Annotated in this window: 32 protein-coding genes and 1 tRNA gene; 9 read left to right on the top strand and 24 right to left on the bottom strand. The window is 53.8% G+C overall.

Annotated features, from left to right (window positions below; all coding sequences use genetic code 11):
• Nucleotides 1-217: 217 nt before the first annotated feature.
• Entirely contained in the window at nt 218-673 is a 456-nt protein-coding gene (locus tag IGQ16_RS03510; protein WP_041428937.1) for a hypothetical protein, read from the top strand.
• A 100-nt stretch (nt 674-773) separates the two neighbouring features.
• On the opposite strand, the gene IGQ16_RS03505 is transcribed toward IGQ16_RS03510, so the two are convergent.
• The 6 genes from IGQ16_RS03505 to IGQ16_RS03480 all read right to left on the bottom strand — a co-directional run bounded on the left by IGQ16_RS03505 (nt 774) and on the right by IGQ16_RS03480 (nt 4,334).
• Nucleotides 774-847, bottom strand: a tRNA-Val gene (locus IGQ16_RS03505).
• A gap of 29 nt (nt 848-876) precedes the next feature.
• Nucleotides 877-1,365 (bottom strand): Ycf51 family protein, encoded by a 489-nt coding sequence (locus tag IGQ16_RS03500; RefSeq protein ID WP_024124123.1) that lies wholly within the window; start codon nt 1,363-1,365, stop codon nt 877-879.
• Nucleotides 1,365-1,850, bottom strand: coding sequence for a Fe-S cluster assembly sulfur transfer protein SufU (gene sufU / locus IGQ16_RS03495; RefSeq protein ID WP_024124122.1), 486 nt, complete (start codon nt 1,848-1,850; stop codon nt 1,365-1,367). Before sufU ends, IGQ16_RS03500 begins: the two co-directional genes overlap by 1 nt.
• Before the next feature lie 48 nt (nt 1,851-1,898).
• Nucleotides 1,899-2,312, bottom strand: a complete 414-nt coding sequence (locus tag IGQ16_RS03490) for an MAPEG family protein (protein WP_297041427.1) — start codon at nt 2,310-2,312, stop codon at nt 1,899-1,901.
• The gene (locus IGQ16_RS03485; RefSeq protein WP_297060277.1) at nt 2,313-3,185 is read right to left on the bottom strand and encodes a 6-carboxytetrahydropterin synthase; all 873 of its coding nucleotides are present in this window, start codon (nt 3,183-3,185) and stop codon (nt 2,313-2,315) included.
• Between the two features lie 93 nt (nt 3,186-3,278).
• The gene (locus tag IGQ16_RS03480) at nt 3,279-4,334 is read right to left on the bottom strand and encodes a phytoene/squalene synthase family protein (protein ID WP_024124119.1); all 1,056 of its coding nucleotides are present in this window, start codon (nt 4,332-4,334) and stop codon (nt 3,279-3,281) included.
• A gap of 495 nt (nt 4,335-4,829) precedes the next feature.
• Here IGQ16_RS03480 and IGQ16_RS03475 point away from each other — a divergent pair, with 495 nt between their 5' ends.
• The 4 genes from IGQ16_RS03475 (at nt 4,830) to IGQ16_RS03460 (ending at nt 6,902) form a co-directional block, all read left to right on the top strand.
• Nucleotides 4,830-5,480: a hypothetical protein gene (locus IGQ16_RS03475; RefSeq protein WP_024124118.1), complete on the top strand. Its 651-nt coding sequence runs from the start codon at nt 4,830-4,832 to the stop codon at nt 5,478-5,480.
• 36 nt (nt 5,481-5,516) lie between these two features.
• Entirely contained in the window at nt 5,517-6,272 is a 756-nt protein-coding gene (locus tag IGQ16_RS03470; RefSeq protein ID WP_297040354.1) for a serine/threonine-protein kinase, read from the top strand.
• Between the two features lie 105 nt (nt 6,273-6,377).
• Nucleotides 6,378-6,602 carry a hypothetical protein gene (locus IGQ16_RS03465; protein WP_297060274.1) on the top strand — a complete coding sequence of 75 codons (225 nt, stop codon included), beginning with the start codon at nt 6,378-6,380 and terminating at the stop codon, nt 6,600-6,602.
• Between the two features lie 3 nt (nt 6,603-6,605).
• The gene (locus tag IGQ16_RS03460; protein WP_297060272.1) at nt 6,606-6,902 is read left to right on the top strand and encodes a hypothetical protein; all 297 of its coding nucleotides are present in this window, start codon (nt 6,606-6,608) and stop codon (nt 6,900-6,902) included.
• Here the strand turns inward: IGQ16_RS03460 and IGQ16_RS03455 are convergent.
• The gene (locus tag IGQ16_RS03455; protein WP_024124117.1) at nt 6,886-7,383 is read right to left on the bottom strand and encodes a GNAT family N-acetyltransferase; all 498 of its coding nucleotides are present in this window, start codon (nt 7,381-7,383) and stop codon (nt 6,886-6,888) included. The genes IGQ16_RS03460 and IGQ16_RS03455 overlap by 17 nt on opposite strands.
• 10 nt (nt 7,384-7,393) lie before the next feature.
• Nucleotides 7,394-7,627 carry a preprotein translocase subunit SecG gene (secG, locus tag IGQ16_RS03450; protein ID WP_024124116.1) on the bottom strand — a complete coding sequence of 78 codons (234 nt, stop codon included), beginning with the start codon at nt 7,625-7,627 and terminating at the stop codon, nt 7,394-7,396.
• 120 nt (nt 7,628-7,747) lie between these two features.
• On the opposite strand from secG, the gene IGQ16_RS03445 reads away from it, so the two are divergent.
• From IGQ16_RS03445 to radA, 3 genes are read left to right on the top strand one after another with little or no spacing between them, the layout of a single operon-like run.
• Nucleotides 7,748-8,068, top strand: a complete 321-nt coding sequence (locus tag IGQ16_RS03445) for a phasin family protein (protein ID WP_024124115.1) — start codon at nt 7,748-7,750, stop codon at nt 8,066-8,068.
• Nucleotides 8,062-8,550, top strand: a complete 489-nt coding sequence (locus tag IGQ16_RS03440) for an FKBP-type peptidyl-prolyl cis-trans isomerase (RefSeq protein WP_297060270.1) — start codon at nt 8,062-8,064, stop codon at nt 8,548-8,550. The genes IGQ16_RS03445 and IGQ16_RS03440 overlap by 7 nt, the downstream gene beginning before the upstream one ends.
• A gap of 8 nt (nt 8,551-8,558) precedes the next feature.
• The gene (gene radA / locus IGQ16_RS03435; protein ID WP_297060268.1) at nt 8,559-9,950 is read left to right on the top strand and encodes a DNA repair protein RadA; all 1,392 of its coding nucleotides are present in this window, start codon (nt 8,559-8,561) and stop codon (nt 9,948-9,950) included.
• 3 nt (nt 9,951-9,953) lie between these two features.
• On the opposite strand, the gene cobU is transcribed toward radA, so the two are convergent.
• From cobU to cutA, 13 genes are all read right to left on the bottom strand, one after another.
• Nucleotides 9,954-10,520, bottom strand: coding sequence for a bifunctional adenosylcobinamide kinase/adenosylcobinamide-phosphate guanylyltransferase (cobU, locus tag IGQ16_RS03430; protein WP_297040964.1), 567 nt, complete (start codon nt 10,518-10,520; stop codon nt 9,954-9,956).
• A 21-nt stretch (nt 10,521-10,541) separates the two neighbouring features.
• Nucleotides 10,542-11,387, bottom strand: coding sequence for an ABC transporter permease (locus IGQ16_RS03425; protein ID WP_024124111.1), 846 nt, complete (start codon nt 11,385-11,387; stop codon nt 10,542-10,544).
• Nucleotides 11,388-11,391: 4 nt separating this feature from the next.
• Complete coding sequence (gene argF / locus IGQ16_RS03420; protein WP_024124110.1) at nt 11,392-12,306, bottom strand: ornithine carbamoyltransferase; 915 nt, start codon at nt 12,304-12,306, stop codon at nt 11,392-11,394.
• Nucleotides 12,307-12,456: 150 nt separating this feature from the next.
• Entirely contained in the window at nt 12,457-13,092 is a 636-nt protein-coding gene (gene plsY, locus IGQ16_RS03415) for a glycerol-3-phosphate 1-O-acyltransferase PlsY (RefSeq protein ID WP_297060265.1), read from the bottom strand.
• Between the two features lie 24 nt (nt 13,093-13,116).
• Entirely contained in the window at nt 13,117-14,067 is a 951-nt protein-coding gene (locus tag IGQ16_RS03410; protein ID WP_297060262.1) for a DUF3086 domain-containing protein, read from the bottom strand.
• A 7-nt stretch (nt 14,068-14,074) separates the two neighbouring features.
• The gene (locus IGQ16_RS03405; protein ID WP_297060260.1) at nt 14,075-14,479 is read right to left on the bottom strand and encodes a DUF3119 family protein; all 405 of its coding nucleotides are present in this window, start codon (nt 14,477-14,479) and stop codon (nt 14,075-14,077) included.
• 4 nt (nt 14,480-14,483) lie between these two features.
• Nucleotides 14,484-15,773 (bottom strand): hypothetical protein, encoded by a 1,290-nt coding sequence (locus IGQ16_RS03400; RefSeq protein ID WP_297060258.1) that lies wholly within the window; start codon nt 15,771-15,773, stop codon nt 14,484-14,486.
• A gap of 69 nt (nt 15,774-15,842) precedes the next feature.
• On the bottom strand, nt 15,843-16,547 hold the full coding sequence (locus tag IGQ16_RS03395; RefSeq protein ID WP_297060256.1) for a biotin--[acetyl-CoA-carboxylase] ligase: 705 nt from the start codon (nt 16,545-16,547) through the stop codon (nt 15,843-15,845).
• Nucleotides 16,548-16,553: 6 nt separating this feature from the next.
• The gene (locus IGQ16_RS03390; RefSeq protein WP_297060255.1) at nt 16,554-18,080 is read right to left on the bottom strand and encodes an NYN domain-containing protein; all 1,527 of its coding nucleotides are present in this window, start codon (nt 18,078-18,080) and stop codon (nt 16,554-16,556) included.
• A gap of 58 nt (nt 18,081-18,138) precedes the next feature.
• Nucleotides 18,139-18,672, bottom strand: coding sequence for a hypothetical protein (locus IGQ16_RS03385; protein WP_297060253.1), 534 nt, complete (start codon nt 18,670-18,672; stop codon nt 18,139-18,141).
• Nucleotides 18,669-19,850 carry an ABC transporter permease gene (locus tag IGQ16_RS03380; RefSeq protein WP_024124102.1) on the bottom strand — a complete coding sequence of 394 codons (1,182 nt, stop codon included), beginning with the start codon at nt 19,848-19,850 and terminating at the stop codon, nt 18,669-18,671. Before IGQ16_RS03380 ends, IGQ16_RS03385 begins: the two co-directional genes overlap by 4 nt.
• Before the next feature lie 41 nt (nt 19,851-19,891).
• Nucleotides 19,892-20,056: a hypothetical protein gene (locus IGQ16_RS11710; protein WP_081711805.1), complete on the bottom strand. Its 165-nt coding sequence runs from the start codon at nt 20,054-20,056 to the stop codon at nt 19,892-19,894.
• Nucleotides 20,057-20,101: 45 nt separating this feature from the next.
• The gene (gene cutA / locus IGQ16_RS03375) at nt 20,102-20,473 is read right to left on the bottom strand and encodes a divalent-cation tolerance protein CutA (protein WP_225871773.1); all 372 of its coding nucleotides are present in this window, start codon (nt 20,471-20,473) and stop codon (nt 20,102-20,104) included.
• A 40-nt stretch (nt 20,474-20,513) separates the two neighbouring features.
• On the opposite strand from cutA, the gene IGQ16_RS03370 reads away from it, so the two are divergent.
• Nucleotides 20,514-21,608: a beta-ketoacyl-ACP synthase gene (locus IGQ16_RS03370; RefSeq protein WP_024124100.1), complete on the top strand. Its 1,095-nt coding sequence runs from the start codon at nt 20,514-20,516 to the stop codon at nt 21,606-21,608.
• Here IGQ16_RS03370 and dxs read toward each other — a convergent pair.
• The 3 genes from dxs to IGQ16_RS03355 form a co-directional block, all read right to left on the bottom strand.
• Nucleotides 21,605-23,521, bottom strand: a complete 1,917-nt coding sequence (gene dxs / locus IGQ16_RS03365; RefSeq protein ID WP_024124099.1) for a 1-deoxy-D-xylulose-5-phosphate synthase — start codon at nt 23,519-23,521, stop codon at nt 21,605-21,607. The genes IGQ16_RS03370 and dxs overlap by 4 nt on opposite strands.
• 177 nt (nt 23,522-23,698) lie before the next feature.
• Nucleotides 23,699-23,944 (bottom strand): hypothetical protein, encoded by a 246-nt coding sequence (locus tag IGQ16_RS03360; protein ID WP_041428920.1) that lies wholly within the window; start codon nt 23,942-23,944, stop codon nt 23,699-23,701.
• 355 nt (nt 23,945-24,299) lie between these two features.
• Nucleotides 24,300-24,812 carry a cofactor assembly of complex C subunit B gene (locus IGQ16_RS03355; protein ID WP_297060246.1) on the bottom strand — a complete coding sequence of 171 codons (513 nt, stop codon included), beginning with the start codon at nt 24,810-24,812 and terminating at the stop codon, nt 24,300-24,302.
• Nucleotides 24,813-24,952 lie beyond the last annotated feature (140 nt).

Below are 24,952 nucleotides of genomic sequence, written 5' to 3'. Positions count from 1 at the left end.
TGACAATGGCATTCCTTCCCACAGTGATTGAGAGGCTGGGCTCAATTCCTATCGGTGGCCTACCCTACACAGTTGGACTTTTGGTCATCGGTAGGAATTAGCAATATCAACTTCCTAAGCAACCGCGATATCTCAGCGAAGGACTGTTATGTCCAGGGGCAATCCTAATCCTGTTGAGTCCAGTTCTGGCCTGAATGGCTCTCTTAAGGAGAAACTAATGGATGAACTATCGGAAATGCCACATTGGCAGCAAGCCTTTATTGCCACGAATTTGTTAGTACTTGGATATAACGCTTGGGCAGGTTACCTATGGGGTGAGCGAGGAGTGGTTATTTGCAGTACCAATTCTCCTGAGTTTGGCATTGCAGGGGAATCTTTCCGAACCCACTTTGTTCCCCGTTCCCGCCTTGCTCCCTTCTTAAATGCTTGGTTAGCCGCTCCTGATACTGTGATTTTGCGCCATCACTTTATGACTGCCCACATTTTGGAAGCAGTGGATTCTTACCATCCAGCTACCGAATTAATATTCCTCTTGGAATCCTTTAATCGAGTAACGTTTTTCTATCTGAAGAACTTACCGATCGCCCCGCCTCAATGTTATGAACAGGTGCGTAGAAATTGGCAAGAGTTTCAGCCAGCTATTTGTCAAGGGCAGCGCCAAACTATGCAGTAGCTTTGGATTTGCCTATACCAGAACCAATGAATTGAGGCCTAGTAAATAGGTTGCTTAAAAATCCTTCTTTCTAGATTTATTTAAAACAGTTGGTTGGTTATGGACACAACTGGACTCGAACCAGTGACCCCCACGATGTCAACGTGGTGCTCTAACCAACTGAGCTATGCGTCCTTGGCTTTACTAGTTTAGCATACACAAGGCTAATCTTGCAGCAGTTTAACCGTTACATTTGTATCGGCGCGATCGCTCAACGACCGCGTAGCCACCCCTAAAATGACCGGCTCACTTACCCCCGGTTCAGGATGTTGGATAGTACGGGCAATCACGGTCAGGCGATCGCCCCCTCGGCCTAGCCGTCCCAAGGAAAATAAATCATTGGCTGCTTGTACTAGCGTTGCTTCAAGGGTACTGAAGTCAATGTCGGCAGGAACAGTGATCACGGCTTGAGTGGCACCATTGTCATAGACGAGGGTGTATTTGCCGGCACCAGGCACTGGGGAGTGAACAATCGGCACAATACTCAGGGCAAAGAGTCCGACCGTCACAACACCAAGAAACCCACTAATACCGACAAAGCGAAAGCGCACACCCCAGCGAAAAACAAAAGCGAGTGCAGTCAAGCCGGTCATGGCAAGGGTGGCAATGCCTGCCCAGCGGCTATAGGTGGCAAAATCAGTGGGGGTCAGCACTACTGTTCCTCCTCATTACTGACAAAGCCATTCACAGGGGCTTGATCTTGTTGCAAGGCTGCGCGGAGGGTATGCCAGGTCAAGGTGGCACACTTAATCCGTACGGGAAACTGAGCCACCCCCCGCATCACATTCAGCTTCCGGAATTCTGGGGGAAACTCAAATTGCCCCTTCATCATGGCTTGGAACTGCTCCACCATTTGAAGGGCGCGACTGACGGGCTGACCCCGCAGGGCATCGGCCATCAAGTCTGCTGAGGCCATCGCGATCGCGCAGCCTTCCCCCTCAAACTGAATATCCTTAATGATTGTTTCGCCCTGCTCATTTGTCTGTAGGGCAACGGTTAAATCAATCGTGTCTCCACAGGAGGGATTATGTCCCCGTTGCTGGCGATCCACAGGCTGGGTGCGACCCCGATGGCGGGGTTTCTTATAGTGGTCCAGAATAACCTGCTGGTAGAGGGTGCGAAGATTATCAATAGACATTGAGAGTACTCTATGCTTGGTGCATCTACCCCAATAAACTAAACTATCTTAAGTGGCGAGGGTGGTAAGACTTTGCCAAAAAAGCGTCAGGGTGGCTGCCGTCCCGACACCAAACATCAGGGAGCGCCCTAAGGGAAAATTGGCAATGTAGCAAATACTGTATAAAAAGCGAGCTACGACAAAACTAAGGCTGGCGATCGCCACCGTTGCATCATTCACACCCGCAAAGAGGGTTAGCAGCACCGCCGCAGCAAAAGGCATAAAGGTTTCAAAGCTATTTTCATGGGCCCATACCGCCCGCTGCGCAAAGGGAGGGAGCTTCTCAAAAAGGGCACGGGGAGCCGCCATATCAAAGCCTGCCTGCAGGCGTCCTACCACCACAAAAATGTAGGGGAAATAGATAAGCAGTGTTGCCATCAGTAAACTGGCAGCCAGTAGCCAAGGGATATTGCTCAACATCATCTAGGCTCGCTCCAACACCGGTAGAGCAGCACTGATCCCCTCATTTCGAGGGGGCAATTCTTCGCAGAGGATTTCGCAAGCGTTATTGGGACTCTCAATCAACTTTACCCTATGAAGCGTCGCACCCAATTGGCGAATCGGCTCCTGCAACAACTGGGCAATGTAAATGGCGATATTTTCTGCCGTTGGCACCACCGTCGCGAAGTAGGGAATATCCTCATTCAAAAACGTGTGATCCAAAGGTTCAATCACCTGTTCCCTGAGGACTTCCTCGAGCTTGACCAAATCCACAACCATGCCGGTACGCGGATGAATAGAGCCCTTAACCGTAATCTCCACGTGGTAGTTGTGGCCATGGCCGTGGGGGCGGGCACACTTGCCATAGATGCGGCAGTTCTCTTCGTAGCTGAGGTCCTGAAGGGCTAGGCGATGGGCCGCACTAAAGTGAGTACCAACAGAAAGATAGGCTTCCATAGGGTCTCCCGTATAGTCCGCCCAAAGGCGGGGATGTTCAAACAGGCGAATGCGCACAAGGGGTAAATGGGGAAAGAGTCGATCCCAAATCACCCGCGCAATATGCTCAGTCGTGGGTAACGTGGCTTGAAACTCTGGCCACACCTCGTTGAGATAGGAAAAATTCAGGGGTTCAATGACTTCACGGCGGATAACATGCTTGACCTCAGACAGATTCAGCACCATTCCAAAGTCATCCACCGTGCCCCTTGTCGAAACAATCAGTTCGTAGTTGTGGCCGTGACCGGGAAAGTAACTATTTCCACCAAACCGAGCCCGATTTTCTACGTCAGACCATTCCGGCAGCCAGTAGCGATGACTGGCGGCAAACTCAGCACGGCGGTGAATAATACAATCCATGTCAATTTATGAAGATTTGCAACAATTGTACCCTCTCTCCTTATCGTAACGGATTCTGGCTCTCCTAAGTATTGGCTTTTTTGACACACTTCCCTAGAGGCCGCCAAGGATAAAAGGCTTCTGCCGCACTTGGCCAATTAACCAGCGGAGACCGTGGTTACTGAGAATAGATAAAGGCCCCATAACCATGAGGGATTTCACCTCTGCACGACTAATTTTAACCCCACCCCCCGGTTGGAGCATCGCCGTTGAGTGGGTGAGCTCCCGCAGGGTGGCATAGGCAAAAAGCAGCGGTAAGACGCAGAAAAGACGAATCGGAATCGCCGCCTTGGGTACGGATAGCAAGTAGGCTTGGGCTTCATCGAGATCGTGCCAAGCGAGGGCAATCAATTCTTTAATGGCTGCATGATTTTGCTGAAGATGCTCGGCACTGAGAATGGACTGATGACTGCTGCCTTGAAGTATTAGGGATTCATTGGGAATATAGATCGAGTTTTCGTGCTCTGCATCCCAAGCAATATCCTTGAGAATGTTCACTGTTTGGAGAGCTTCGCCAAAAGCAGCGCAGCGCTTGAGCAGCACTTGGTATTCATCGGCTCCAATACTGGGGGAGTGTTCGTACCACAGATCCGTCAGGAGATAGCCAACCGTACCTGCAACGTAGTAACAGTACTCTTTATATTCATCGAGGGTCTGAATGCGAATGCCGTTGGGATAGAGGTTAATAAACTTTTTCATCCCATGCACCATTTCGCTGACCCAGCGTTGGACGTGCTGTTGGGACGTACGGGGTAAAGAACGGTAGAGGGCAAAGACGAGTCCCGTATGTTTCACCAGTTGCACATGGGCTGGCTCCCCTTGAACCCCCCGTGCCGTTTCACCATAGCTATTGGCCAGGGCGGGGCTGTCAAAACACTCCAGTAGGTGATCCAATAGGGCTGTTTTGGCGGCAATACTGGCAACCGGATCATCCTCAACGGTATCGGCAATGCGACAGATAAGATAGGCCACAAGAACCGCCCGACCCAAGTTTCCGGGGAGGAAACGAATACTGAGGGCAAATGTGCGTGAGACTTGGGGGAGTATCTCTTGGCAAAAGCGCTCAGCATCCTTGACGGAAACTGGGTTCTCCAGCACCATTTGAATCATAGGGGGGTTCACTCCTACACGCATTGATCGATCGTTGAGTCAATCTTTGACCGTTCCTCGGGCCAACGCTCTCGGGCAGTCAATTCACGATTCTCCGAAGAGGCCTCGCGATCGCAACCCAGCAGGGGACGACTTCCACAAATAACAATTGAGCAAAGTCTATAGTTATCATACTCATTTTTTGTTTGTCTAGGTGGCCTGTGACAGTTGCCCAGCTTGCCTGAGGGAGAATCGGGGATAGCTCACAATTTGCCAGAACAATAACATAGCTTCAACAATTAACAACGGTATCAGATTTGGCGGAAAATGCCTCCTGTCTACCATAGCGGACGCTTGAGTGTGACACTCTTTCCATTGGTCAGTTTCTAAATTGCCCGCGATCGGCCTATCAAAAGTGAAGCCGTTAGTGAACTTGAAAATGTCTACTCCCAGCGTGGCGGGTGGTGTTAACAGGGCAGCAGCAGTACTCCCCATAAGAAAACCCATCAGAGAACAATGACTCCATGCCTTGTCCTTGTGCCCCAAGGGGCAGAATATCAAGCCGTACAACGGGGGCTAAAGTCCTCCAAGGAGGTGATGATTCCCATACGAGCAGGGGCGGCCGCAGTGACTACACCAGGATTGATTGAGGCCCTCAGGGAATCCCCTGCTATGGTTCTTATCTTGGGGGTCTGTGGCGGCTTACGTCCTAATGATCGCGTCGGTGAAGTGGTTGTCTACACCACTTGTCAGGATGAGGCAGGGCAGATGTATTCTTTAGACCAGAGATTATTCGGGAAATTGGAGCCTTCGTGGCGACGGGTCAAAGGCATCACAACGGCAAAAATCCTTTCTAAGGCTCAGAAAAAACAAGCCCTTGCGGCTCGCTGGGGGGTGGAGGTGGTGGATATGGAGGGGGTACCGCTGCTGAGGGCTTTAGCGGGGATACCGGTGGTGATGGTGCGGGTGATCAGTGACGGGGGCGATCGCGACCTACCCGACCTGAGTCAAGCCTATGATTCGCAGGGGAGTTTGCGGCCGGGGGCACTGGCTACCGCCATGCTCCGCAACCCCCTTGGGGCGGCACACTTGATTCAAGGCAGCCTCAAGGCCCTCAAAGTGCTCGCAGAAATTGCCCCAGAGATCCTTCAGCAACTCACTCGCTAGGATAGGGTTGACCAGCAAGAAAAAGATGCGGCGGAGATGATTGGTCAAATTCTCGGCGATCGCTATGAACTCCTACGCGAACTGGGGTGTCATCTGGGGCGGCGGACTTATCTGGCGTTGGATCGGTACCGCTATGAACAGGTGGTGCTCCAGCTGCTGCTTTTTGGCGGCGGTATGACATGGGATGACTTTAAGGTCTTTGAACGGGAGGTGGCTGTCCTGCAAACCTTGGATCACCCGGCTATTCCCCGCTATCTCGACTATTTTGAAATCAATACCCCTGATCTCAAGGGCTTTGCCCTCGTCCAAACCTACATTGAGGCAAAATCCCTCGCCACATGGCAAGCAGAGGGACGGGTGTTTAGTGAAGAGGATTTGCGGCTTTTGGCTGACCGCCTGCTGGATATTTTGATCTATCTCCATAGCCGTCAACCACCCGTCATTCACCGCGACATTAAGCCGACAAATGTTCTCTTGGGCGATCGCTCTGGTCATGATCTGGGCAAGGTCTATCTTGTGGATTTTGGCGCAGTACAAACAGCAACAGCAAGCCGCGCCCAAACCGTGGTTGGCACCTATGGCTATATGCCCCCGGAACAATTCGGCGGTAAAACCTTACCCGCTAGCGACCTCTACGCCTTGGGAATGACACTCATCTATTTAGCAACCGGCACTCCCCCCGATCAGCTGCCCCAAAAAGAACTGCGGGTTCAGTTTCAACCTTTGGTGTCCTTGAGTCCCCCTTTTATCCGCTGGCTTGAAAAAATGGTCGCCCCCGCCCTTGAGGAGTGATTTGGCTCTGCTACCGCTGCTCGCCAAGCCCTAAAGCAATTGGACAGGTCACCCAACGATGCCTCGCTCATAACAAAAACACCCCCCTGCGGTTCCCGCCTACGGGTGAGGGAAACCCCCCAAGGACTGCTGGTACAAATTCCCCCTGCTGGATTCGATGGCAATCTATTCTTCTTTGCAGTGGTTTGGAATGTTTTTTTAGTGTTCTGGTACAGCATAGCAATTGCTTCTGGCAATTGGCTGATGTGGCTGATGGCTGTTTTTGCCACGGGTCACCTTGTGGTTGGTTTAGGCCTCATTGGCGGTATTCTTTACATGCTATTGGGATAGCAGGTGCTGATCGTTACCCGTAGGGATTTGCGTTGCTACGAATATATCCTTGGTTACCGCTGGCGTGACCCCAAAATTCTCCCCCTTGAATTGATTGAACAGATTGAATTTCAGCCCTGCCGTACGTACCGCGATCTGGAGGGCAATTGCCAAAAGCTGTCGAGCAAACTGGTGATTCGTGCCGGCAGCCAAAGCATTGAACTCAGTGAAAGGGCCCCTAACGTGACCTCAAGAGATTTGGAATGGTTGGCCTACACCCTTGGCCGCTATCTGGGGCGACCGCTCACCCAGGCTCGTTAGGACTTCCGAAGTGCTTGAGGACATCATCACTCAGGCGGCAGATACGCCACTCAGGTAGAACAGTGGCACCCAGGCGCTCGTAGAATTGAATGGCAGGGGTATTCCAGTCCAAGACGGTCCACTCGATACGGCCATAGTCGCGATCCCTGGCCAGGCGTACCAATGCCTTCAGTAAAGCAGTGCCTACCCCTTGGCGCCGATAGGCAGAGAGGACAAACAAATCCTCTAGCCAAAGGCCGGGGCGGGTCAGGAACGTGGAATAGGTGGTAAAAAAGAGAGCGTAGCCAATGATTTCTGTAGGGCTATGGGCAAGGAGTACCTCGGCATAGGGGCGATCGCCAAATAAATGCTCCCGCAGCGCCTCCTCTGTACCGCTGACTGCATGACTGAGTTTTTCATAGGCGGCAAGGGCTTGAATCAGTTGGAAGAGGATGGGAACATCCTCCGGCGTCGCTGGACGAATCGCAAAGGAGAAAGACACGTCGCCTCAACTAAATCGAGCGCAGCCAACCGGCACTGAGGGCAATCGTGAGGGCCATAAACAACACTGTCAATGTCCACGTGGCACGGTTTAATGTGGTTTCTGCACTTTTGGTGCTGGTAAACAGCTGAGCTTGACCGCCAATAGCACCGAGGCCATCCCCCTTCGGACTGTGGAGCAAGACCAATACAATCAGGCCGACGGCTGAAAATGCCCACAGACCCATGGCAATTTTTTCAATCATCCTCCACCTCGCTGGCGATGCGAATCTATACAAAATCTATCCAATTTGACCTCTTTTCCATCTTACCGCAACCCCAAGAACCAGTGGCACAATACAAGATAGGCGTTTTGAACGTGCCCCATGAACCAGCAAAATCTGCTTCAGCAATTGCTTTTAATTGGTGTCGGCACCACCTCCCTTGTGGCCGAAAAGTTACGTCAAGTGAGCAACCAATGGGTGAAAGAGGGACGCCTCAATGCCGATCAAGCCAAGGCAATGGTGGATGAAGTCCTGACCCACCTCAAAGAAGATGCCGCCTCCCTCGATGCAGCGGTGCAACGACAAACGCGCCAGTTTTTAGAGGGCTTGGGGGTGCCACAACAGTCAGAAATTGATGAACTGCGGGGACGCATTGATCGCCTAGAACGTGACCTTAGGGAGTTAAAAAATCGTTCATGGTAAAACAACGGGTACATCGAGCCTGCGGCTGGCTCCTCTGTGGTATTGTCCTAGTAGTGGTATGGTTGGTGGCCGCTCCAATAGCGATCGCCGGTGTGCCGCTGGAAGCGTCAGCGGAGGCTGCAGGACTTATGGGGAATTCAAAGGTGGTGACTACCCCTTCAGGTTTGCAATACGAAGATATTGTTGTCGGCTCAGGGGCACAGCCTCAAGCGGGCGATCGCGTCACGGTGCACTACACAGGAATGCTCACTGATGGCCGTATTTTTGATAGCTCCCGCGATCGCGGTCAGCCCTTCCAATTTCAAATTGGTGTCGGTCAAGTCATTAAAGGCTGGGATGAAGGGGTTGGCTCAATGCACGTGGGTGGTCAGCGGCGGCTGATTATTCCCCCGAATCTAGGCTATGGTGCGCGGGGTGTGGGTGGGGTCATTCCCCCCAATGCCACGCTGATTTTTGATGTGGAACTTTTGGGGGTGCAATAGGGCAAGGCATGCCCAAGCCTAAAGTACTGTACATTTGCCGCGAGTGTGGTGCTCAGCACCTCCAGTACTTTGGTTGCTGTCCCAGTTGTGGCCAGTGGAATACCCTTGATGAGCAGGTGGTTACGCCGGTAGAGACCGCTGCTCGCTGGACCGCACCCCGAAAATCGAAAACGCTGCAGGCCCTCAGTGCCAAAGCCTTAGGAGAGGTTGGCGAACAGGCCCAGAGCCGTTCTGCCTCTGGATTTACTGAGTTGGATCGGGTTTTGGGAGGAGGGATTGTTGCTGGCTCTCTGGTGTTGGTGGCGGGAGAACCGGGAATTGGCAAGTCTACCCTTTTGTTACAGATGGCAGCCACCTTAGGGCAACAGCAGCGGGTGCTCTATGTCTGTGCTGAGGAATCAGCGCAACAGGTAAAGTTGCGATCGCAACGACTGGGTATTGCTGCTCCTCCTTCCCTGTATCTTTTAGCAGAAACAGATTTAGACGTCATCCTACAGGAACTCATCCATCTGCAACCCCATCTGGCGATTATTGATAGCATCCAAGCAGTGTATTTGCCCCAACTGACCGCTGCTCCGGGATCGGTGTCTCAGGTACGGGAGGGAGCCGCCGCCCTGATGCGCTTAGCCAAGCGGGAGCAGATCAGTTTATTTATTGTTGGTCATGTAACCAAGGAGGGGGCGATCGCCGGTCCGAAGGTACTAGAACATCTCGTGGATACAGTGCTCTACTTTGAGGGCGATCGCTTTGCCAGTCACCGCCTTGTGCGCAGTGTAAAAAATCGCTTTGGGGCCAGTCAAGAAATCGGCGTTTTTGAAATGGGGGCGCAGGGCTTAGCCGAGGTCACAAATCCCTCCGCTCTGTTTTTGGGCGATCGCGAGCCAACCCCCGGCAGTGCCACCATTGTTGCCTGTGAAGGGACCCGTCCCCTCGTGGTTGAGTTGCAAAGTTTAGTTAGCCCCACCAGTTATCCGTCTCCTCGCCGCACAGCCACAGGCATTGAGTACAATCGCTTTCTGCAAATTTTAGCAGTGGTGGAAAAACGCCTAGGTGTGCCCCTCTCAAAGCTAGACGCCTATGTGGCCTCCTCGGGGGGGCTGAATGTGGCGGAACCCGCTGCGGATCTGGGGGTAGCAGTGGCAGTTGTGGCCAGTTTTCGCGATCGCTGGGTGCAACCCCAAACGGTGATCATTGGCGAAGTGGGTCTAGGGGGACAGGTGCGAGCTGTCTCTCAATTGGAATTACGCCTGCGGGAGGCGCTGAAGTTGGGATTTCGCCGTGCCATTATTCCCGAAAGCCAAGCCGGTGCCATCGCCGGCCTAGAGATTTATCCGGTGCGCCGCGTTAGCGATGCTATTGTGGCTGCCCTTGCCCCGCTTGCCCCTGGGGAATCCCCATGAGGCTTATCCTTGCGTGTCCAATTTATCCCTAAGACCCTTGAGGCAGATACCCCATTGGTGGAGGGGCAGGGCAAAGCCAGCCGTTACAAGATACACTTCCGCCATCAGCGGACTCAGTTGCTGACACAGGGCACCGAGGCGATCTCGAAAACAGCGACCACTGGCGGAGGCAGGAACGACTCCCCAACCCACCTCTTCAGCAACCAAAATGAGTTGAGCGGCACAGGCTTGCACACTCGCCAGCAATTCGGCAACGGTTGCTTGCCATTGATCTTGGGATTGATCTAGGCAATTGGCCACCCATGTTCCCAAGGAGTCCACAAGAGCGCAATGATCAGGCGGCAGGTCACGCACTAGGGCAGCCAGTTCAAGGGGACATTCTCGCAATTCCCACGCAGCGGGGCGGCGGGCACGGTGCTGTTCAATCCGCTGTAACCATTCCCTATCCCCTGGGGAGGCGATCGCCGTCGCAATATAAATCACAGGTTGTTTGCTTTGGGCAGCCAAGGCTTCTGCCCATTCACTCTTGCCGCTGCGAGTCGGACCGGTCACCAACACATGATCAGGCATGATTAGGCCCTGCTGGCTAACTCAACTTCGCGGATCAAGACGCTCCCCTAGCCCCTCTCCAAGGAGCGAGAGACCCACTACCAGCAGTGTCATGGCCAGTCCCGGAAAGAGGGTTGTCCACCACACACCCACCGACAACCCATCCAAGGCCTGTCGTAGATCTTGCCCCCATTCTGGTACCTGGGGCGGCAACCCTAAGCCCAAGAACCCCAGCCCTGCCAAGGTGAGGATGGCATCGGCGGCATTGAGCGTAAAGAGCACCGGAATACTGGGAAGCACATTCACCAAAAGATACCGGTGCAGAATTCGGGGAGTAGAGGCACCAAGGGCGCGGGCAGCTTCGATAAAAACCTCGTTTTTTAGGCTCACCGTGTGGTTGCGCACTACCCGATAGTACTGGGGAATGTAGGCAACACTGAGGGCGATCGCCGCATTGAGCACCCCCTTGCCAACCACAAAGGCCACCGTCACCGCCAGTAATAGCCCCGGTAACGTGTAGAGCGTATCCATAAAAAAGAGTAGCCCGCGATCTAGCCAGCCCCCTTGGTAACCACTGAGCAGTCCGAGGGGTACCCCCACCAGCAAGCTCAAAACCGTTGCCACAAAGACCACCTGCAAAGCCGCTTGGGCACCAAAGATTGTGCGCGCAAACACATCATACCCAAGGCGATTGGTGCCGAACCAGTGCTGCGGCGAGGGGGGTGCATGAATCGGAAAGTCAAGAAATTCTTGGGGGTTGGCAATCCAACCGAGGGCTTGGCCAAGGGGAGCAAGAATCGCCAATAGCAGAAAAGCCCCACAAATGACCCCTCCCACCAGCAATAACCAATCCGAGAGGCTGAATTTCTGCCAACGGTGGTAGATCATTCCCCTATACCAAGAGACTGGCAAGTAGAGCCTTCTGGGCATGGAGGCGATTTTCTGCCTGCTCCCAAACCCGCGACTGCGGTCCTTCAAGCACACTGGCGGTAATTTCCTCATCGCGGTGAGCCGGCAGGCAATGGAGAACGATCGCCCGCGGATCCGCAAGGGCTAGGAGTTGATCATTAATTTGGTAGGGCTGAAAAATGGGTTGGCGATCGCCCGCTTCCGCCTCCTGTCCCATACTGGCCCAAACATCGGTGTAAAGGGCCTGGGCACCCTGAGCCGCTGCCTGTGGATCCGTGAGAATAGTCACTTCACTTTTCCCGCCACTCAGTGCCTTGGCTTGCGCCACAATATCGGGCAAAGGCGCAAACTGTGGTGGTGAAGCCACACGAATATTCACCCCCAAGAGCGCACAGCCCAGTAGCAGTGAATGGGCCACATTATTGCCATCGCCAATGTAGCAGAGGGTCAGTCCCGTCAATGTGCCAAAGGATTCCCGCAGCGTCAACAGATCCGCCAAAATCTGACAGGGGTGCTCGCGATCGGTGAGGGCATTAATCACCGGTATCCGTGCATAATCGGCAAAAAGCTGCAGTTCTGCCTGACCATAGGTGCGAATCGCCACCGCATCCAAATAGCGATCCAATACCCGTGCTGTATCGGGCAACGGTTCACCGCGCCCCACCTGTGTGGATTGGGGATTCAAGTCAATGACTTGGCCGCCTAGTTGGTACATTGCCACCGTAAAGCTGACACGGGTACGGGTGGAGGCCTTCTGAAACAGCAGCCCCAAGACCTTAGGACACTGGGGAGCCACCTTGCCGATTTTCATCTGGGCTGCTAAATCCAGCAGATATTCCACCTCTGCCCGTGAGAGGTCGGCGATGCTCAGCAAATCACGGCCCCGCAGTGTTTCCATCACAAATCTCCCCACCAAAACTGGTATCCACTCATGGTAGCAATCTCAGAGGCCTTGCCACGGTACAAATACAGCCGTTTTCTAAAATATGGGGGCATTGAGGAACTCCCAGCCCGTTCAAAAGTGACCTTCTAAGAGATTCTAAGAGATCTATCCCTGCGAGGCTCCCAACCGCGGCTCCGTTCCTGCAAGGAGGCGTTGGATATTACTCTGGTGTCGCCAAATCACAAAAGCCCCTGCAATCACGCTAAAGCCCACGAACGGCCACGACTGCGTAAAGAACCAAAACCAAAAGGGCAAGGCTATAGCAGCAGTAATTGAACTCAGGGAGACAATGCGGCTGACCGTCAAGACCACCAGAAACACCCCAAAGGTGGCCAATGCAGTGGGGGCATTCAGGGCAAGGAGCACCCCTAAACCAGTGGCAACGGATTTGCCGCCCCGCCAGCCTAACCAAATTGGCTTACTGTGAGCCAGAACGGCAATGAAGGCGATCGCCAGCAGCACAAATTCAAACCAACCAGCGGGCACTCTACTCCAAGATTGCCCCAAGACCCAACGCGCCACAAGAATTGCTCCTAGGCCCTTGCCCACATCAACTAAAAACGTCACCAATCCGGGGCCTTTGCCCACCACCCGCAGCACATTGGTCGCCCCCGTTGAGCCAGAGCCATGCTCACGAATATCAATACCCCGCAGCGCTTTTGCCAGGAGGTAGCCTGTGGGAATCGAGCCAAGCAGATAGCTAATGAGCGCCAGCAGTCCAAGGATCAGTGCAGTGGTCACAGGAGCCTCCAAAGGGGACTGAAACTATTCAAAGAAATCAGAACTACGGCTAGGACGCAACTGGGGTTCAGGGGCAAAACCCAAGAGCAAGGGATATTGCAGCAGCGAAAGGCTAACTTGGGGTTGGGAATCATCAATGAGAATCAGGGGGATGTAGTCCTCCTGCTCGAGGCGATCCGCACGAAAGGCGAGGGCATCGGCGGATTCAAATAGGGCCACCCCTTGGTCGGGGCCGAAGTCTTGGCGAGTGATTCCCAAGCAGTCCTGGAGGCCACGTCGCCAGTCTCCCAAGCGCTCAGGGGAATCAGCCAAAACCAAAACCCGCAACATCTCCCCATAGAAGTCCCGTAGGATCGAGATGATTGCCGAGGCAACAAGGATATTTTGCAACCGACTCGGGAGCGATCGCAGGGCACCCCGTCCCCCCAGATCAAAGAACCAACTTTCAACCCGCTCAGCGTGAACTTGCTCAAAGGTGCGTCGCAACTGCCAAGGAGGGCCGTAGTAGTTAGGACTACTCCGATATTGCTCTAGCAAACGGCGAATCCGATCCGCTTCCTCCTGAAAGCCCTCATCCAGAATTAACTTAGGGGGTGTTGTGGCCGTTTCTGCTGGGGCAGGGACAGTTTCCGCTACAGCGGGTGCCGGGGGCAGCAATTCCATTTCCTCAACGGTGGCTGCCAACTCCTGCATGCTCTTGACTAGGAACTCCTTAAACCCCTGCACCCGAATCGCGAGTTCTTGGGAGGCACCCACAAAATTACGGCGTAGCTCCTGTTCAATGCGTTCCTTGCGCCGTTCTAGTTGTTCAATGGTCAGTTGCAGACTTTGCTGCCGCTCTTCAAGGGACTTGAGGCGATCGTGGACCAAACGATGAAACTCAGCATCGAGGGCTTGAATTTCAGCTTTGAGGGCATCGCGCTGGGCTTTGAGAGTTGCTAGTTCCTCTGAGGTAGGTTCAGAGGGATCAGTCACTGTAGGGTCATCCGTCATTGTGAACCGTGGAAATAAAGGCTGTGCGTGGGCAGCGTTCTTGGAGGCATTGTACTAAAGTTTTGGCGTCGAACAGAATCGGCAGAAAGTGGATATTCTTGACCTCCCGAAAATAGAAAAGAACAGGAAAGGTCGGCCAAAAGACTTCCCAGTGCTGCCATTGCTGATAGGGAAAGTTCCGAATCTGTTGGCTACCCCGATAGACATCGAGAGCGGTTGCCGTAAACTCCAAGCGTAGCGTTACCGCCTGCACAGCCAAAAATAGGGCAAAGAGTGAAAGGGGTAACCCCAGCCACCAACGCAGCCACCACAGGGGCACACTCAACAGCAGCACACCGAGAGGGACAGCAAATGAAGGTTGAAGGCGAACAGTGGCCAAGGAGGTTTCTTGCATGGGTTTACTCCTGAGGGGGGGTTGACTCCTCTAATTGTGGCAAATCCTTTGGAGTGGGAGCAGTCGCCTCTTCAGTGACCTCAGATGCAGGAGCCGCTGGGGTGGGTTCATCCCCAGAAGGAGCGGGTTGAGCAGGGACGCGCGGGCTAACGAGAACAGAACGAGTTGGAGTTTCTGTTTTTTTGAAGGGATTCAGACGCTGCCAGAAGGGTTTTTGCGGTGCTGGTGTCTCTTTTTCTGCTTCAACCCTAACTGTTGGTTCTGGGGTTAGCTCAGGGGCAACAGGGGTTTCTTCTGGAGGTTCAGGGGTGGGTGGGACTTCCTCTACTGGCTGGGATGTGGGTGGGGATTCCTGAGCAACGGGAGTAGGGGGTGCCTCAACAACAGGCATTGGTTCTGGGGTGGGTTCAGGGGGGAGGTTGCTGGGCAGATCTGGACTGAGGCTGCTTTGGAGATTTTTCGCCGCCAGTTCTCCCCGTAGCAGGCGCGAGAGGACATCCTTGCCATTGGGTTGATAGGTGACGAGGCGGGTAATGGGATTGTAGGGAGAGGGAATCCGCTGACCATTCCCATCCAGGAGTTCAAGCCGCACCCAGTTATCCCCCGGCTGCAGTCCAGTGAGATAGTAGGCCTGCCAGCGATCGACGGTGAAAGATTGACCATTGATCGTGCAGCGCACCTGCCACACCTTCTCGTTGTTTAGTAGCTGATCCAAGGGTAGGTTGCTGAGATGAAAGTCGAGGAGCACCGGTTCAGCGCCATAGGTACCGCTGGGCTGATTGTAGGTGAGCAGGGGAAGACTAGCAGCTCGAGTGTCCTCATCTGCGGTGTAGAGATGAAACACGGTTTGAGCATAGGCAAGGGGATTTTTCAGACTTTCCCCCCAGGGGTAGACGACAAAAGCACGGAGAAGGTGCGTTCCCGGCTCAAGGTTAGTAAATTCAATGGGGGTGCTCAGGTCATAGACACTGCGGCTGGGCAGATCATCGAGCACCACCTCCACATGGGGGCCCAAGCCTGTGGGCTGATCCTGAAACAGGCGTAGCCCTTGGACACTGAGCTTGACAGTGACGTTGCGACTTTGGAGCGTTTGGTTGACTTCGGGGGTGAGAATTTTCAGCCGGGGTTCATAGCGATCGAACCAATTTTTCATATCCTCAATGGCCACAGGAGCTGCCACCTCTGCCAGCGAGCCACTGGATTTTGCCGCTGCGATGTCCCCCATTGACCAGAGGAGAACGATGCTGAGAACCAAAGTGATCGCCCGTTGCCAACAGACCTGCCAACCCTTCATGCGCACCTCAGATGGTTGTAGTACCAAGGACAATTTTCGCAGACGGGCTGCCCACTTCCGCAACCAATTCTAGGGGCTGTAGATCACATGGCCACTGCTAAATTCCCGCACTTCGCCATTAGTTAGGCGCACCTGCAATGTCCCGCGATCGCTAATTCCCAGACTGATGCCCTGCCACCTCTGTTCTCCTTGGACAAGAGTGAGCGATCGCCCCCGCAGAAAGTCGCGCTGCACAGCCACCCCCGCCCACTGTGACCGTTGCCAACACCAAAGCAGTTCAGCACGAATGGTCGCCAAGAGTTCCAAATCTGTGGGTACTGCTTCCCAAGGATCAAGAAGCTGATGAAGACTCATAGCTTGGGGAAGGCCCATTGCCTCAACATCTACACAGCGGTTCAGCCCCACCCCCACCACCAACCAAGGGGAACAGCTTTCACAGAGAATTCCCGCTAGTTTCTTGCCCTGAGCCATAACATCATTGGGCCACTTCAATTGCAGATGGCGATCCAGTGCTGGCCGCAGCCCACTCAACGCACGCATCACCGCTATCCCTGCTTGGACGCTGGGAGCAACGATCGCTGGCGAATGGGGCAAAATAAAGGAGGCCGTCAACACTCCCTGGGGGGATTGCCAAGGGCGGTTGTACTGACCTCGCCCCCGCGTTTGGGCCTGAGTATAGATGACTTGGCCGCCGTAGAGCTGATCGGCATGGCGCAGCGCCCATGTATTCGTGCTCCCACAGGTCTCTAGCCACACCAACCAAGGAAAATCCATGGCGATCTACCTGGGCACTGAAACAGAGGGCTCAATGAGTGCCTGTAACAGTTCTGGTTGCGGCTCCGTCCCCACCCGTTCAAAAAACCCCTGAAGGATCTGGTGTAGCCACTGTGCCAGTGCTGCATAGCCTTCGCGAAGTGTTGTGATTTTGGCAGCGACAAAATAGCGATCGCCACCGTGGGGAGCTGGCACGAGAATATTGGCCCTTTGGCAGTTATTCAAAGCAATTGCAATTTGGCTAGAACTAATCTCTGCTGGTGCGGTTTTCTCAATCATAGTGGCCAGTTCCTCTAAGGTAGCAACGCCCTCGTAATGGTCAAGGAGCCATGCTAGAGTATGAGCCAAGGCTGTAGGTTGGGCGATCGCCACCCGTTCGTGACTAAGCAGGGCCCGATAGGTTGCCAGACTGTGGAGGGGACGCTTTTCAAAATTGGCCATCACCACAGCACCGGCGGGAAGATGCTCCCGTAGACCAAGACGCAGTTGATTGGCACTGCCTTGGCAATAAAAGACACAGAAGATCGTGTTTTTGCAGACGTAGCGCAAGTATTCCGAAAACTTGACCATCCCCAACAGCAAAATGTCAAAGTTGGGCAGCAGGGCTTGCACTGCCCCTTGGACTTTACTAATAGGTAGCCCTTCCTCCCGCAGAAGCTTGCCACACGGCAAATCACGGCGATACCAATCGAGAATCTGCCGCGTTTTAGCGATCGCCCCCTCGGCATGGCGAACCAAACTGACACTCAAATCGGCACACAAACGACGATTATCCGCATCTAAGGGAATGGTGGCGGGGGTGATGGTTGATGCCGGAGCTTCCATGGGGCAGGCGGGACTGACCACAGGCGGGCGGGATTTCACCGTTGGATCGGGAATGTGCACAAAGGCATCACAAATGGCCTGAAAACTCTTGCCAGCGGCATCTTCGTAGGCACAGCCAATCACCGTTTTGCCGTACTGCCGTAACTTCTTGGCAAGGGAGCCAAAGCCACCATCCCCGGAGACGATCACAAATGTATCAAAGCGGTCATCCTGAAAAATCAAGTCCACCACATCAATAGCCAATTGAATATCGGCGGCATTTTTTCGATTTTCGTAGGAAAAGCCAAAGACTTGTACAGGCTCAATGCCCAATTGGTGCATTTCACGGCGCAGTGACCCAAGGCGAGCATCACTCCAGTTGGCATAGGCACGTTGCAGTAGCACTCGGTCGATGGGGTAGGCTTGGCGAATATGGGTTTGGATGGCACCTAGGGAGATTTTGGCCACATCTGCAGCTTTGATGTTGTAGCCTTTAATCAAGTTTTCAATATCGTAGAAAATAGCAGTGCAGCGCTGGTGATGCCCAGACATTCCGGTTTCAAGATAGTCCAGTCTTTCCTCTAAACGCTGCAGCAGGTCCTCGATTTGGGGAGTAAGGGAATCACATTGACGCTCCTGTACCCAAGTGCCCACCAATGCCCCCACAGAACTGACCGCCACCACAGGGAGCGGTTCACGGGTAAGGGTGACAGCGAGGGAGCCCGCCACAATTGCTCCTAAAGGAGGTATGTACCAGTTTTGCCATGCCATAGTTTATTCTACAGATTTATGGATGCTGCCAAGCGCGAATGTCCAACTCAATGTCGGCAACTGGGCTTGAGGGAATCACCGCATGTCCCCAGCAGGTACCCAGCCACTCCAGGTAGGGGGCATAGGTATCCACGGTAATCCGCCGCAGGGCCGCCAGTGCTTCCTCTTGCCCCATCTGCTCCAGACCCCAAAGCAGGTTGCCGGAGTCATCGAGCATTATCCGAAGTTGACAGCCCTCAGTCACCAACTGGGGCATCCAATCCCCCATGCGCCAATAACACCAAAGAAATTGAGTTGCGTTGTAATTGTCCTCCTTATGGGGATGCATCAGCATATACTGCAAGTGACTGATTAGGCGGCCGTCCTCCCCTACTGGAATTGTCGGCTGCTGCATATGGAGAGCACAGGCAAAGGCCGCGCGAGGAGAGGGGATCATCTGGGGGATAAGGGGGGCAATGGGGCACTTCAGGCCTGTTCCCAACCACTGAGAACAGGTTTCGCTGGCGGCGGAGCGGTTGACCAAGGGAGGACAGGGTGAGGCATGATTCAAGCTCGAAAGACTTGGGCAGGATCAAGGCGCATCACTTTTTGCACTGCCAATAGGGAAGCGCTGACACACATGGCCACGGTGGCACTAAAAACGGCTAAGGCAAGTTGAGGGGTAATGATGATTTGGATGGCACGAGCTTGCATGGTCCACATCCCCAACCCCCAGGACAGGCCTAAACCGGGCAGATAACCCAGTACGGCCATCCACAGGGCTTGCTCAATAATAATTCGATACAAGTACCCGTCAGAAGCCCCCATTGCCTTCAGGGTGCCATACTCCTGTAGGCGATCGCTCACGGAGGAATAGAGAATCTGACTCACAATCACTATCCCTACAACCATGCCCACCCCTGCCCCTAGACCCAAAATGAACCCCACACTGGTGCTGGCCAACCAATAGCGCCGGGTCATTTCAGTCAGGGCAGCACGACTGAGCACTTGATAGTTGGGAAACGCTGCCCGCAATCGCTCCTGCACCTTTGCTAAATCCTCTCCCGGCTTTGCTTTGACCATGACATAAGTGATGCGGGTACTCGGGGAGACCAACGGCAAAAATTCGGGTACCGGTTCACTGGGATCAAACCGCGGGAAGTTCAAGTAAAGGTTCGCAGTTTCCAGCGAGGTAAAGACATAGGGACTAGAGACAATTGATTTAACACCGCGCGTCCAGCCAATGACCGTCGCTGGGTAGTTATTCACACGACCTTTCTCCCCCAAAGCCGTGAGGGAAAGGGCATTGAGGTCAATGCGATCCACGATGACACTGTAGGGTTCCTCTAGCTTCCTCAGGGCTGCACCAGCAACTGTCGTCAAAGGCAGCAAGGTTCCTGTCGGTTCAACACCCACCACTTGCACTGGATCGATCGCCTCTGTCTCTGAACGGCGCCACATGGCCGACTGCATCAGGAGTGGTTCTGCAGCCGCAACCCCTTCAACTGCTTGGGCATCAAGGACAACTTGATACTCAATGGGCAATGTCAGGCCAAAATAACGCAGCTCATTCGAGGCAATCCAGAAATCCGCTTGGCTTTTGCTCACCAAGAGAGTGGCGGAGCGACTAAATCCCTCAAGGAGTCCCGTTTGAATAGTGACGAGACTGACAGCAAACGTGATGCCCAGTTGAGCAACGAGAAAGCGACTAAAGTCTTCTAAAAGATTTTTCCGAGCAAGGGAGACCATTTTTCCATCTTAAGTTTTAGCTGAAGCGGTGTCTAGGTGTTTCAGCCAGTTGGCGCACAGAGATTCGCGATCGCCCTAACAAGCCCATAGGAAATCCTTGGCTCAAAATTCACTCGGTAGGGGGGAAAAAGACGACGCTCGATAACTTGTGAGTGGGAAAGAATACCATACTGAAAGATAGAGGGTAGGTTATTGACATGGGTAATGTAATAGAAACTTTATGATCTTGATGATCTTGGATTCAGATCTTCTTAACCTCCAGGTGGCTTTTGAGTTTGCTCTTTGATCCAGTTCAAATAGGCAGAAGAACCAGCAATGATTGGCATGGCAATGATCTCTGGGACTTCATAACTGTGTAATGCCAGCAGGCGATCGCGCACCTGCTCAAATAAAGCGATGCGGGTTTTAATCAGCAATTGCCATTCTGGAGCGCGATGCACCGCTCCTTGCCAACGGTATATTGATTGAACAGGTAGAACCTGCACACAGGCAGCCAGGTGCTCCGCCACCAGTTGATCGGCCAAGGAGAGTGCCTCAGCTTCCGTAGCTGTAGTAACAATCACTACACAGTACTCTGCCGCCGTTTCCAAACCTGCTGTCCTCACGTCAGGATGTTGCGTCACGATGTTGATTAGGTTGATCATATCTTGAATTAATTGTGCAGTGAATGTTGTTATTACTGGCATTGGTCTATGGACAGCGCTTGGGGACACCGCGATCGCCACATGGCAGCGGTACTGTCAGGGCAAGACAGCACTCATAGCCACCCCTGAAGGACTGGTGGGTGCAACGAGCTTGCCTGTCGAGAAAATTATTGAAACGACTACGACTCAAGCGCTCAAGGATGCAAAATTAACGGCTCCCCTGGGCAGTGCCGGGGCAGTGGTCGGCTCCAGTCGCGGCTTTCAAGCCCAGTGGGAAAGATGGTTACGACAGCCTGCTCTTTCGCGAGAAACATGGTTACAAACCTTGCCAGCAACTGTTTCGCAGCAGGTAGCACAAATTGCAGGCATTCAGGGGATAGTGCTCAATCCCACAGCCGCCTGTGCCACGGGAATCTGGGCAATTGCCCAAGGGGCACTGTTGATTGCCCAGGGGGATTGCGATTTGGTGTTGGCTGGAGGCGTTGAATCCGCCATCTCCCCCTTAACCTTGGCCGGCTTTCGCCAGTTGGGGGTCTTGGCTCAGGAGCGGGCAGCTCCCTTCGATCGCCAGCGGCAGGGATTTGGCTTAGCGGCCGGCGGCGCCCTTCTTGTCTTGGAATCTCCAGAACGGGCGCGATCGCGAGGTATTGAACCCTATGCCCGAATTGCTGGGGTGGGTCTCAGTGCCGATGCTGAGAATATGGCTGCCCCCAGTGTCAACCAAACCGGTGCTCTCCTAGCGATTCAAAAGGCCTTGGCTCAGGCAGAGCTAACACCGCGCCAGATTGACTGTATCCATAGCCACGGTACGGGCACGCGGCGTAACGATGCCGCCGAAGCCGCTTGGATTCAAACCCTTTTTGGTCAAGGGGTTGCAGTCACCAGTCACAAAGGAGCCCTTGGACATACCTTAGGGGCTGCTGGGGCGATCGCGATCGCCCTCTCCTGCCTAGCGTTGCGGGAACAACAGATTCCCCCCTGTGTTGGCTGTCAAACCCCCAACTTTGAGTTGGATATTGTCCAACAGACACGTTCTGCTCACCTAGAGCACATTCTCTGCTGTAGTTATGGCTTTGGGGGGCAAAATGCAGTTGTTGTCCTCGCCCGCGCCTAGGAGGCTGCGACAACGGTTGTCCGTTGAGGAACCCCAAACTTTTGCATAATGGTTTCCGCCATTTGGGCGGGCGTCAGTCCCAAGTCGGCCTTTGATTCATCGGGGCTGGCGTGCTCCACCAAGATATCCGGTACCCCCAAACGCAGTACCGGCACCAGAATATCCGCCTCCTGCAGTGCCTCAAGTACCGCCGAGCCAAAACCCCCCATCAGGCAGCCCTCCTCCAGTGTGACCACGCGGCCAATTTGTTTTGCCAAGGGCAGAATCAACGCCGTATCCAAGGGCTTGGCAAAGCGAGCATTGATCACGGCAGCACCCAGGCCGTGTTCCTTGAGGATTTCCGCCACCTGCATCGCCGGATAGACCATTGAGCCGTAGGCCACTAGGAGAAGATCTTCACCAGAGCGCAAAAGCTCTCCTTTGCCAATTTCAAGGGGTTCCCAGCCTTCCTCCATGAGGGCGACACCATAGCCATTGCCGCGGGGATAGCGCAGGGCGATCGGTCCATCGGTGTAGTTAATGCCCGTTACAATCATCCGTTGCAGTTCCGCCTCATCCTTGGGTGCCATCAGCACCATATTGGGTAGGCAGCGCAAATAGGCAATGTCATACATCCCTTGGTGGGTAGGGCCATCGGCACCGACAATCCCCGCCCGATCCATACAGAAGAAAACCGGTAGCTTTTGGATGCAGACATCATGGACAATTTGGTCATAGGCGCGCTGGAGGAATGTGGAGTAAATTGCCGCTACGGGGCGCATTCCCTGGGTGGCCATCCCCGCCGCCATTGTTACCGCATGCTGCTCGGCAATCCCGACATCAATGTACTGTTTTGGCACCCGTTTTTGGAGAATATCTAGGCCTGTGCCCGTGGCCATCGCCGCTGTAATGCCCACAATGCGCGGATCATTTTCTGCCAGCTTCGTCAGGGTTTCGCCAAAGACCTTGGAGTAGCTGGGGGGCTTGGGTTTACTAGAGGGTTTGGCCTTGCCAGTGACCAGATCAAAGGGATTTTGGGCATGGTAGCCCACTTGGTCTTTCTCGGCGATTGCGTAGCCTTTGCCCTTCACGGTTGCAACATGGACGAGTACCGGGCCAGGAATGGTGTGGGCATGCTGGAATGTGGCAATCAGCTCCTCTAAATTATGGCCATCCACAGGGCCTACATAGGTAAAGCCTAATTCCTCAAAGACAGCGCCCACCTTAGGAACCGCAAGGCGCTTCATCCCCTCCTTGATGCGCTGCATCTCCGGGGTCAGGTTTTCACCAAAGAAGGGGATATGCTTGAACTGCTCTTCGAGATTATCGGTAATAAATTGCACCTGCGGTGAGAGGCGGATTTTATTCAGATAGCGGGGAATCGCCCCCACATTGGGGGAAATAGACATTTCATTGTCGTTGAGCACCACCATCAGGTTGGTGTGGGGCAGGTGGCCGGCATGATTAATGGCCTCTAGGGCCATGCCCCCCGTCAGGGCGCCATCGCCAATAATGGCCACTACCTTGAAGTTTTCCCCCTTGAGATCGCGGGCGATCGCCATCCCCAAAGCTGCCGAAATACTCGTAGAGGCATGCCCAGCCCCAAAGTGATCAAAGGGACTTTCCCGCCGGTTTAAGTAACCAGCAATCCCCCCTTTTTGGCGCAGGGTGTGGAAGTTGTTGTAGCGACCGGTCAACATTTTGTGGGGATAGGCTTGGTGCCCCACATCCCAGACCACGCGATCCTTATTTAAATCAAGGGTTTGGTAGAGTGCGAGGGTGAGTTCAACAACGCCCAAGCCGGGACCAAGGTGGCCGCCGGTCGCCGCCACAGTTTCCAGATGCTTGTCGCGAATTTGGGCGGCAATTTGAGTCAATTGGGCAATGGACAACCCATGCAACTGGTTGGGATGGGTAAGTTCACTTAGGTGCATAAAAACCCGACCTCGCAAGATACCTAGGAGCGATAGCCTACCGCTGACCACAGAAAAACTATCTGTTGACTGATTCTAGCAAAGTCCCCCGCTGAAGTTGGGGATTATTTCGCCCCTAGACGCGGTGAAAAGCCGCAATAATCACGAAACAGTTAATCATAAATTTCTAACGCTGTTTCATAGATTGTGCTCAATTATTGTGCTCAATTTACGAATTTCTGCCGTCGATTCATTGGTGTAATTTTCCACCAACCAAATCACCCATTGGTAAAACCGTTCCCGCCGCCACTGTTGCCAATAGTTGGCGAGAATTCCCCGCGCGAGATCCGTTTCCAACCGCTTGGGGTAACCGTAGCTTGTGGCCAAGTCTTGGAGACCTCCCAGCAAGCGTTGGCTCATCGTACTAAGGTGACTCAGGGACATCTGCATTGGGCGGCTCCCTCGAAGGAGGCATTTATTTCAAAGGAACCGGGCTTGACCGTTTCAGCAATCAAGCGACCCTCGCTGTCGGTGTGACGCTCACACCACCGTAGAGCACTGTCGTCAAGGGATAGCTCTTACAGGCCAAATACACCCGAAATTTACCCCCTAAAAATCCACCTCTTTGGGACTGAGGTGAATATCAAGGTCAAGGAGGAGTTGGCCAAACGTGCGTTGGTCGGTGGCACTGGTAGTCGGGGAGTCGGTCATTGCCCGTTCTATTACAGGTGGTCAAAAAATTATCCTGTGCTGTCTTTTGGGTTATGCGCCTGATCTAAAGCATGCCCCCGACTTTCTCCTATGCCCTCAGCACAGTATCCTCAAAGGTGATTAGCTCATCGCGATGTCCCTCTAGGGTGACTTGGGTTCCGATCCCATGGGGTTGCAACGAGAGTTTGACAGTTTCGAGCCGCTGGGCACCGCGCCAGTAGAACCAGGGGGCAATGGGGGTGAGGCCAACGAGACCAAAGGCCAAAATACCGCCGTTGGGAAAGAGCACCATCAACACCAAGGCAATGGCTGTGGTAGTGGCAACAGCTAGGGCAAAGAGGAATGCAGCCATCCAGGGACTGGCGGCAACCTGTCCCTGAAAGGTCACTTCAGCGCCATCGGCACTGACGGCGTGGAGCCGGTAGCCCCGCTGCTGGAAATACTGCTTGAGCCGGGGAGCAAGTTTAGCAAGGGGTTGGGCAATGAACCATTCTTTGGTTTCAATGCGTTCTTTGGTGGAGGCACGAATAAAAAATACAAACCCAATGGCCAAGAGGCTCGTGAGCAGGAGGGTGGAAGGGTAAATTAAGTCGCTGGACATGGCGTTTTTCAGGGGGCTTGATGGGCTATCTATCCCCATTCTCAAGCATCTATTGGGGTCTGCAAAGAGATCTTGCACTGCGATCGCCACCCTCAGTTCTGCGGAATACTAAACCCTAGCCATTGTTGTTGTCTTGCTTC

It is taken from the genome of Thermosynechococcus sp. M3746_W2019_013 (assembly GCF_015296045.1).
GTDB lineage: Bacteria > Cyanobacteriota > Cyanobacteriia > Thermosynechococcales > Thermosynechococcaceae > Thermosynechococcus.
This window is presented reverse-complemented; position numbering and strand designations above follow the sequence as displayed.

Coding starts and splice junctions, on each gene's coding strand:
- IGQ16_RS03440 (WP_297060270.1), top strand. CDS start 8,062: ATGGTAAAACAACGGGTACATCGAGCCTGCGGCTGGCTCCTCTGTGGT.
- IGQ16_RS03395 (WP_297060256.1), bottom strand. CDS start 16,547: ATGGATTTTCCTTGGTTGGTGTGGCTAGAGACCTGTGGGAGCACGAAT.
- IGQ16_RS03485 (WP_297060277.1), bottom strand. CDS start 3,185: ATGGATTGTATTATTCACCGCCGTGCTGAGTTTGCCGCCAGTCATCGC.
- IGQ16_RS03475 (WP_024124118.1), top strand. CDS start 4,830: ATGACTCCATGCCTTGTCCTTGTGCCCCAAGGGGCAGAATATCAAGCC.
- radA (WP_297060268.1), top strand. CDS start 8,559: ATGCCCAAGCCTAAAGTACTGTACATTTGCCGCGAGTGTGGTGCTCAG.
- cobU (WP_297040964.1), bottom strand. CDS start 10,520: ATGCCTGATCATGTGTTGGTGACCGGTCCGACTCGCAGCGGCAAGAGT.
- sufU (WP_024124122.1), bottom strand. CDS start 1,850: ATGTCTATTGATAATCTTCGCACCCTCTACCAGCAGGTTATTCTGGAC.
- secG (WP_024124116.1), bottom strand. CDS start 7,627: ATGATTGAAAAAATTGCCATGGGTCTGTGGGCATTTTCAGCCGTCGGC.
- IGQ16_RS03425 (WP_024124111.1), bottom strand. CDS start 11,387: ATGATCTACCACCGTTGGCAGAAATTCAGCCTCTCGGATTGGTTATTG.
- dxs (WP_024124099.1), bottom strand. CDS start 23,521: ATGCACCTAAGTGAACTTACCCATCCCAACCAGTTGCATGGGTTGTCC.
- IGQ16_RS03510 (WP_041428937.1), top strand. CDS start 218: ATGGATGAACTATCGGAAATGCCACATTGGCAGCAAGCCTTTATTGCC.
- IGQ16_RS03400 (WP_297060258.1), bottom strand. CDS start 15,773: ATGAAGGGTTGGCAGGTCTGTTGGCAACGGGCGATCACTTTGGTTCTC.
- IGQ16_RS03470 (WP_297040354.1), top strand. CDS start 5,517: ATGATTGGTCAAATTCTCGGCGATCGCTATGAACTCCTACGCGAACTG.
- IGQ16_RS03355 (WP_297060246.1), bottom strand. CDS start 24,812: ATGTCCAGCGACTTAATTTACCCTTCCACCCTCCTGCTCACGAGCCTC.
- IGQ16_RS03360 (WP_041428920.1), bottom strand. CDS start 23,944: ATGTCCCTGAGTCACCTTAGTACGATGAGCCAACGCTTGCTGGGAGGT.
- IGQ16_RS03405 (WP_297060260.1), bottom strand. CDS start 14,479: ATGCAAGAAACCTCCTTGGCCACTGTTCGCCTTCAACCTTCATTTGCT.
- argF (WP_024124110.1), bottom strand. CDS start 12,306: ATGGAAACACTGCGGGGCCGTGATTTGCTGAGCATCGCCGACCTCTCA.
- IGQ16_RS03490 (WP_297041427.1), bottom strand. CDS start 2,312: ATGATGTTGAGCAATATCCCTTGGCTACTGGCTGCCAGTTTACTGATG.
- IGQ16_RS03480 (WP_024124119.1), bottom strand. CDS start 4,334: ATGATTCAAATGGTGCTGGAGAACCCAGTTTCCGTCAAGGATGCTGAG.
- IGQ16_RS03380 (WP_024124102.1), bottom strand. CDS start 19,850: ATGGTCTCCCTTGCTCGGAAAAATCTTTTAGAAGACTTTAGTCGCTTT.
- IGQ16_RS03445 (WP_024124115.1), top strand. CDS start 7,748: ATGAACCAGCAAAATCTGCTTCAGCAATTGCTTTTAATTGGTGTCGGC.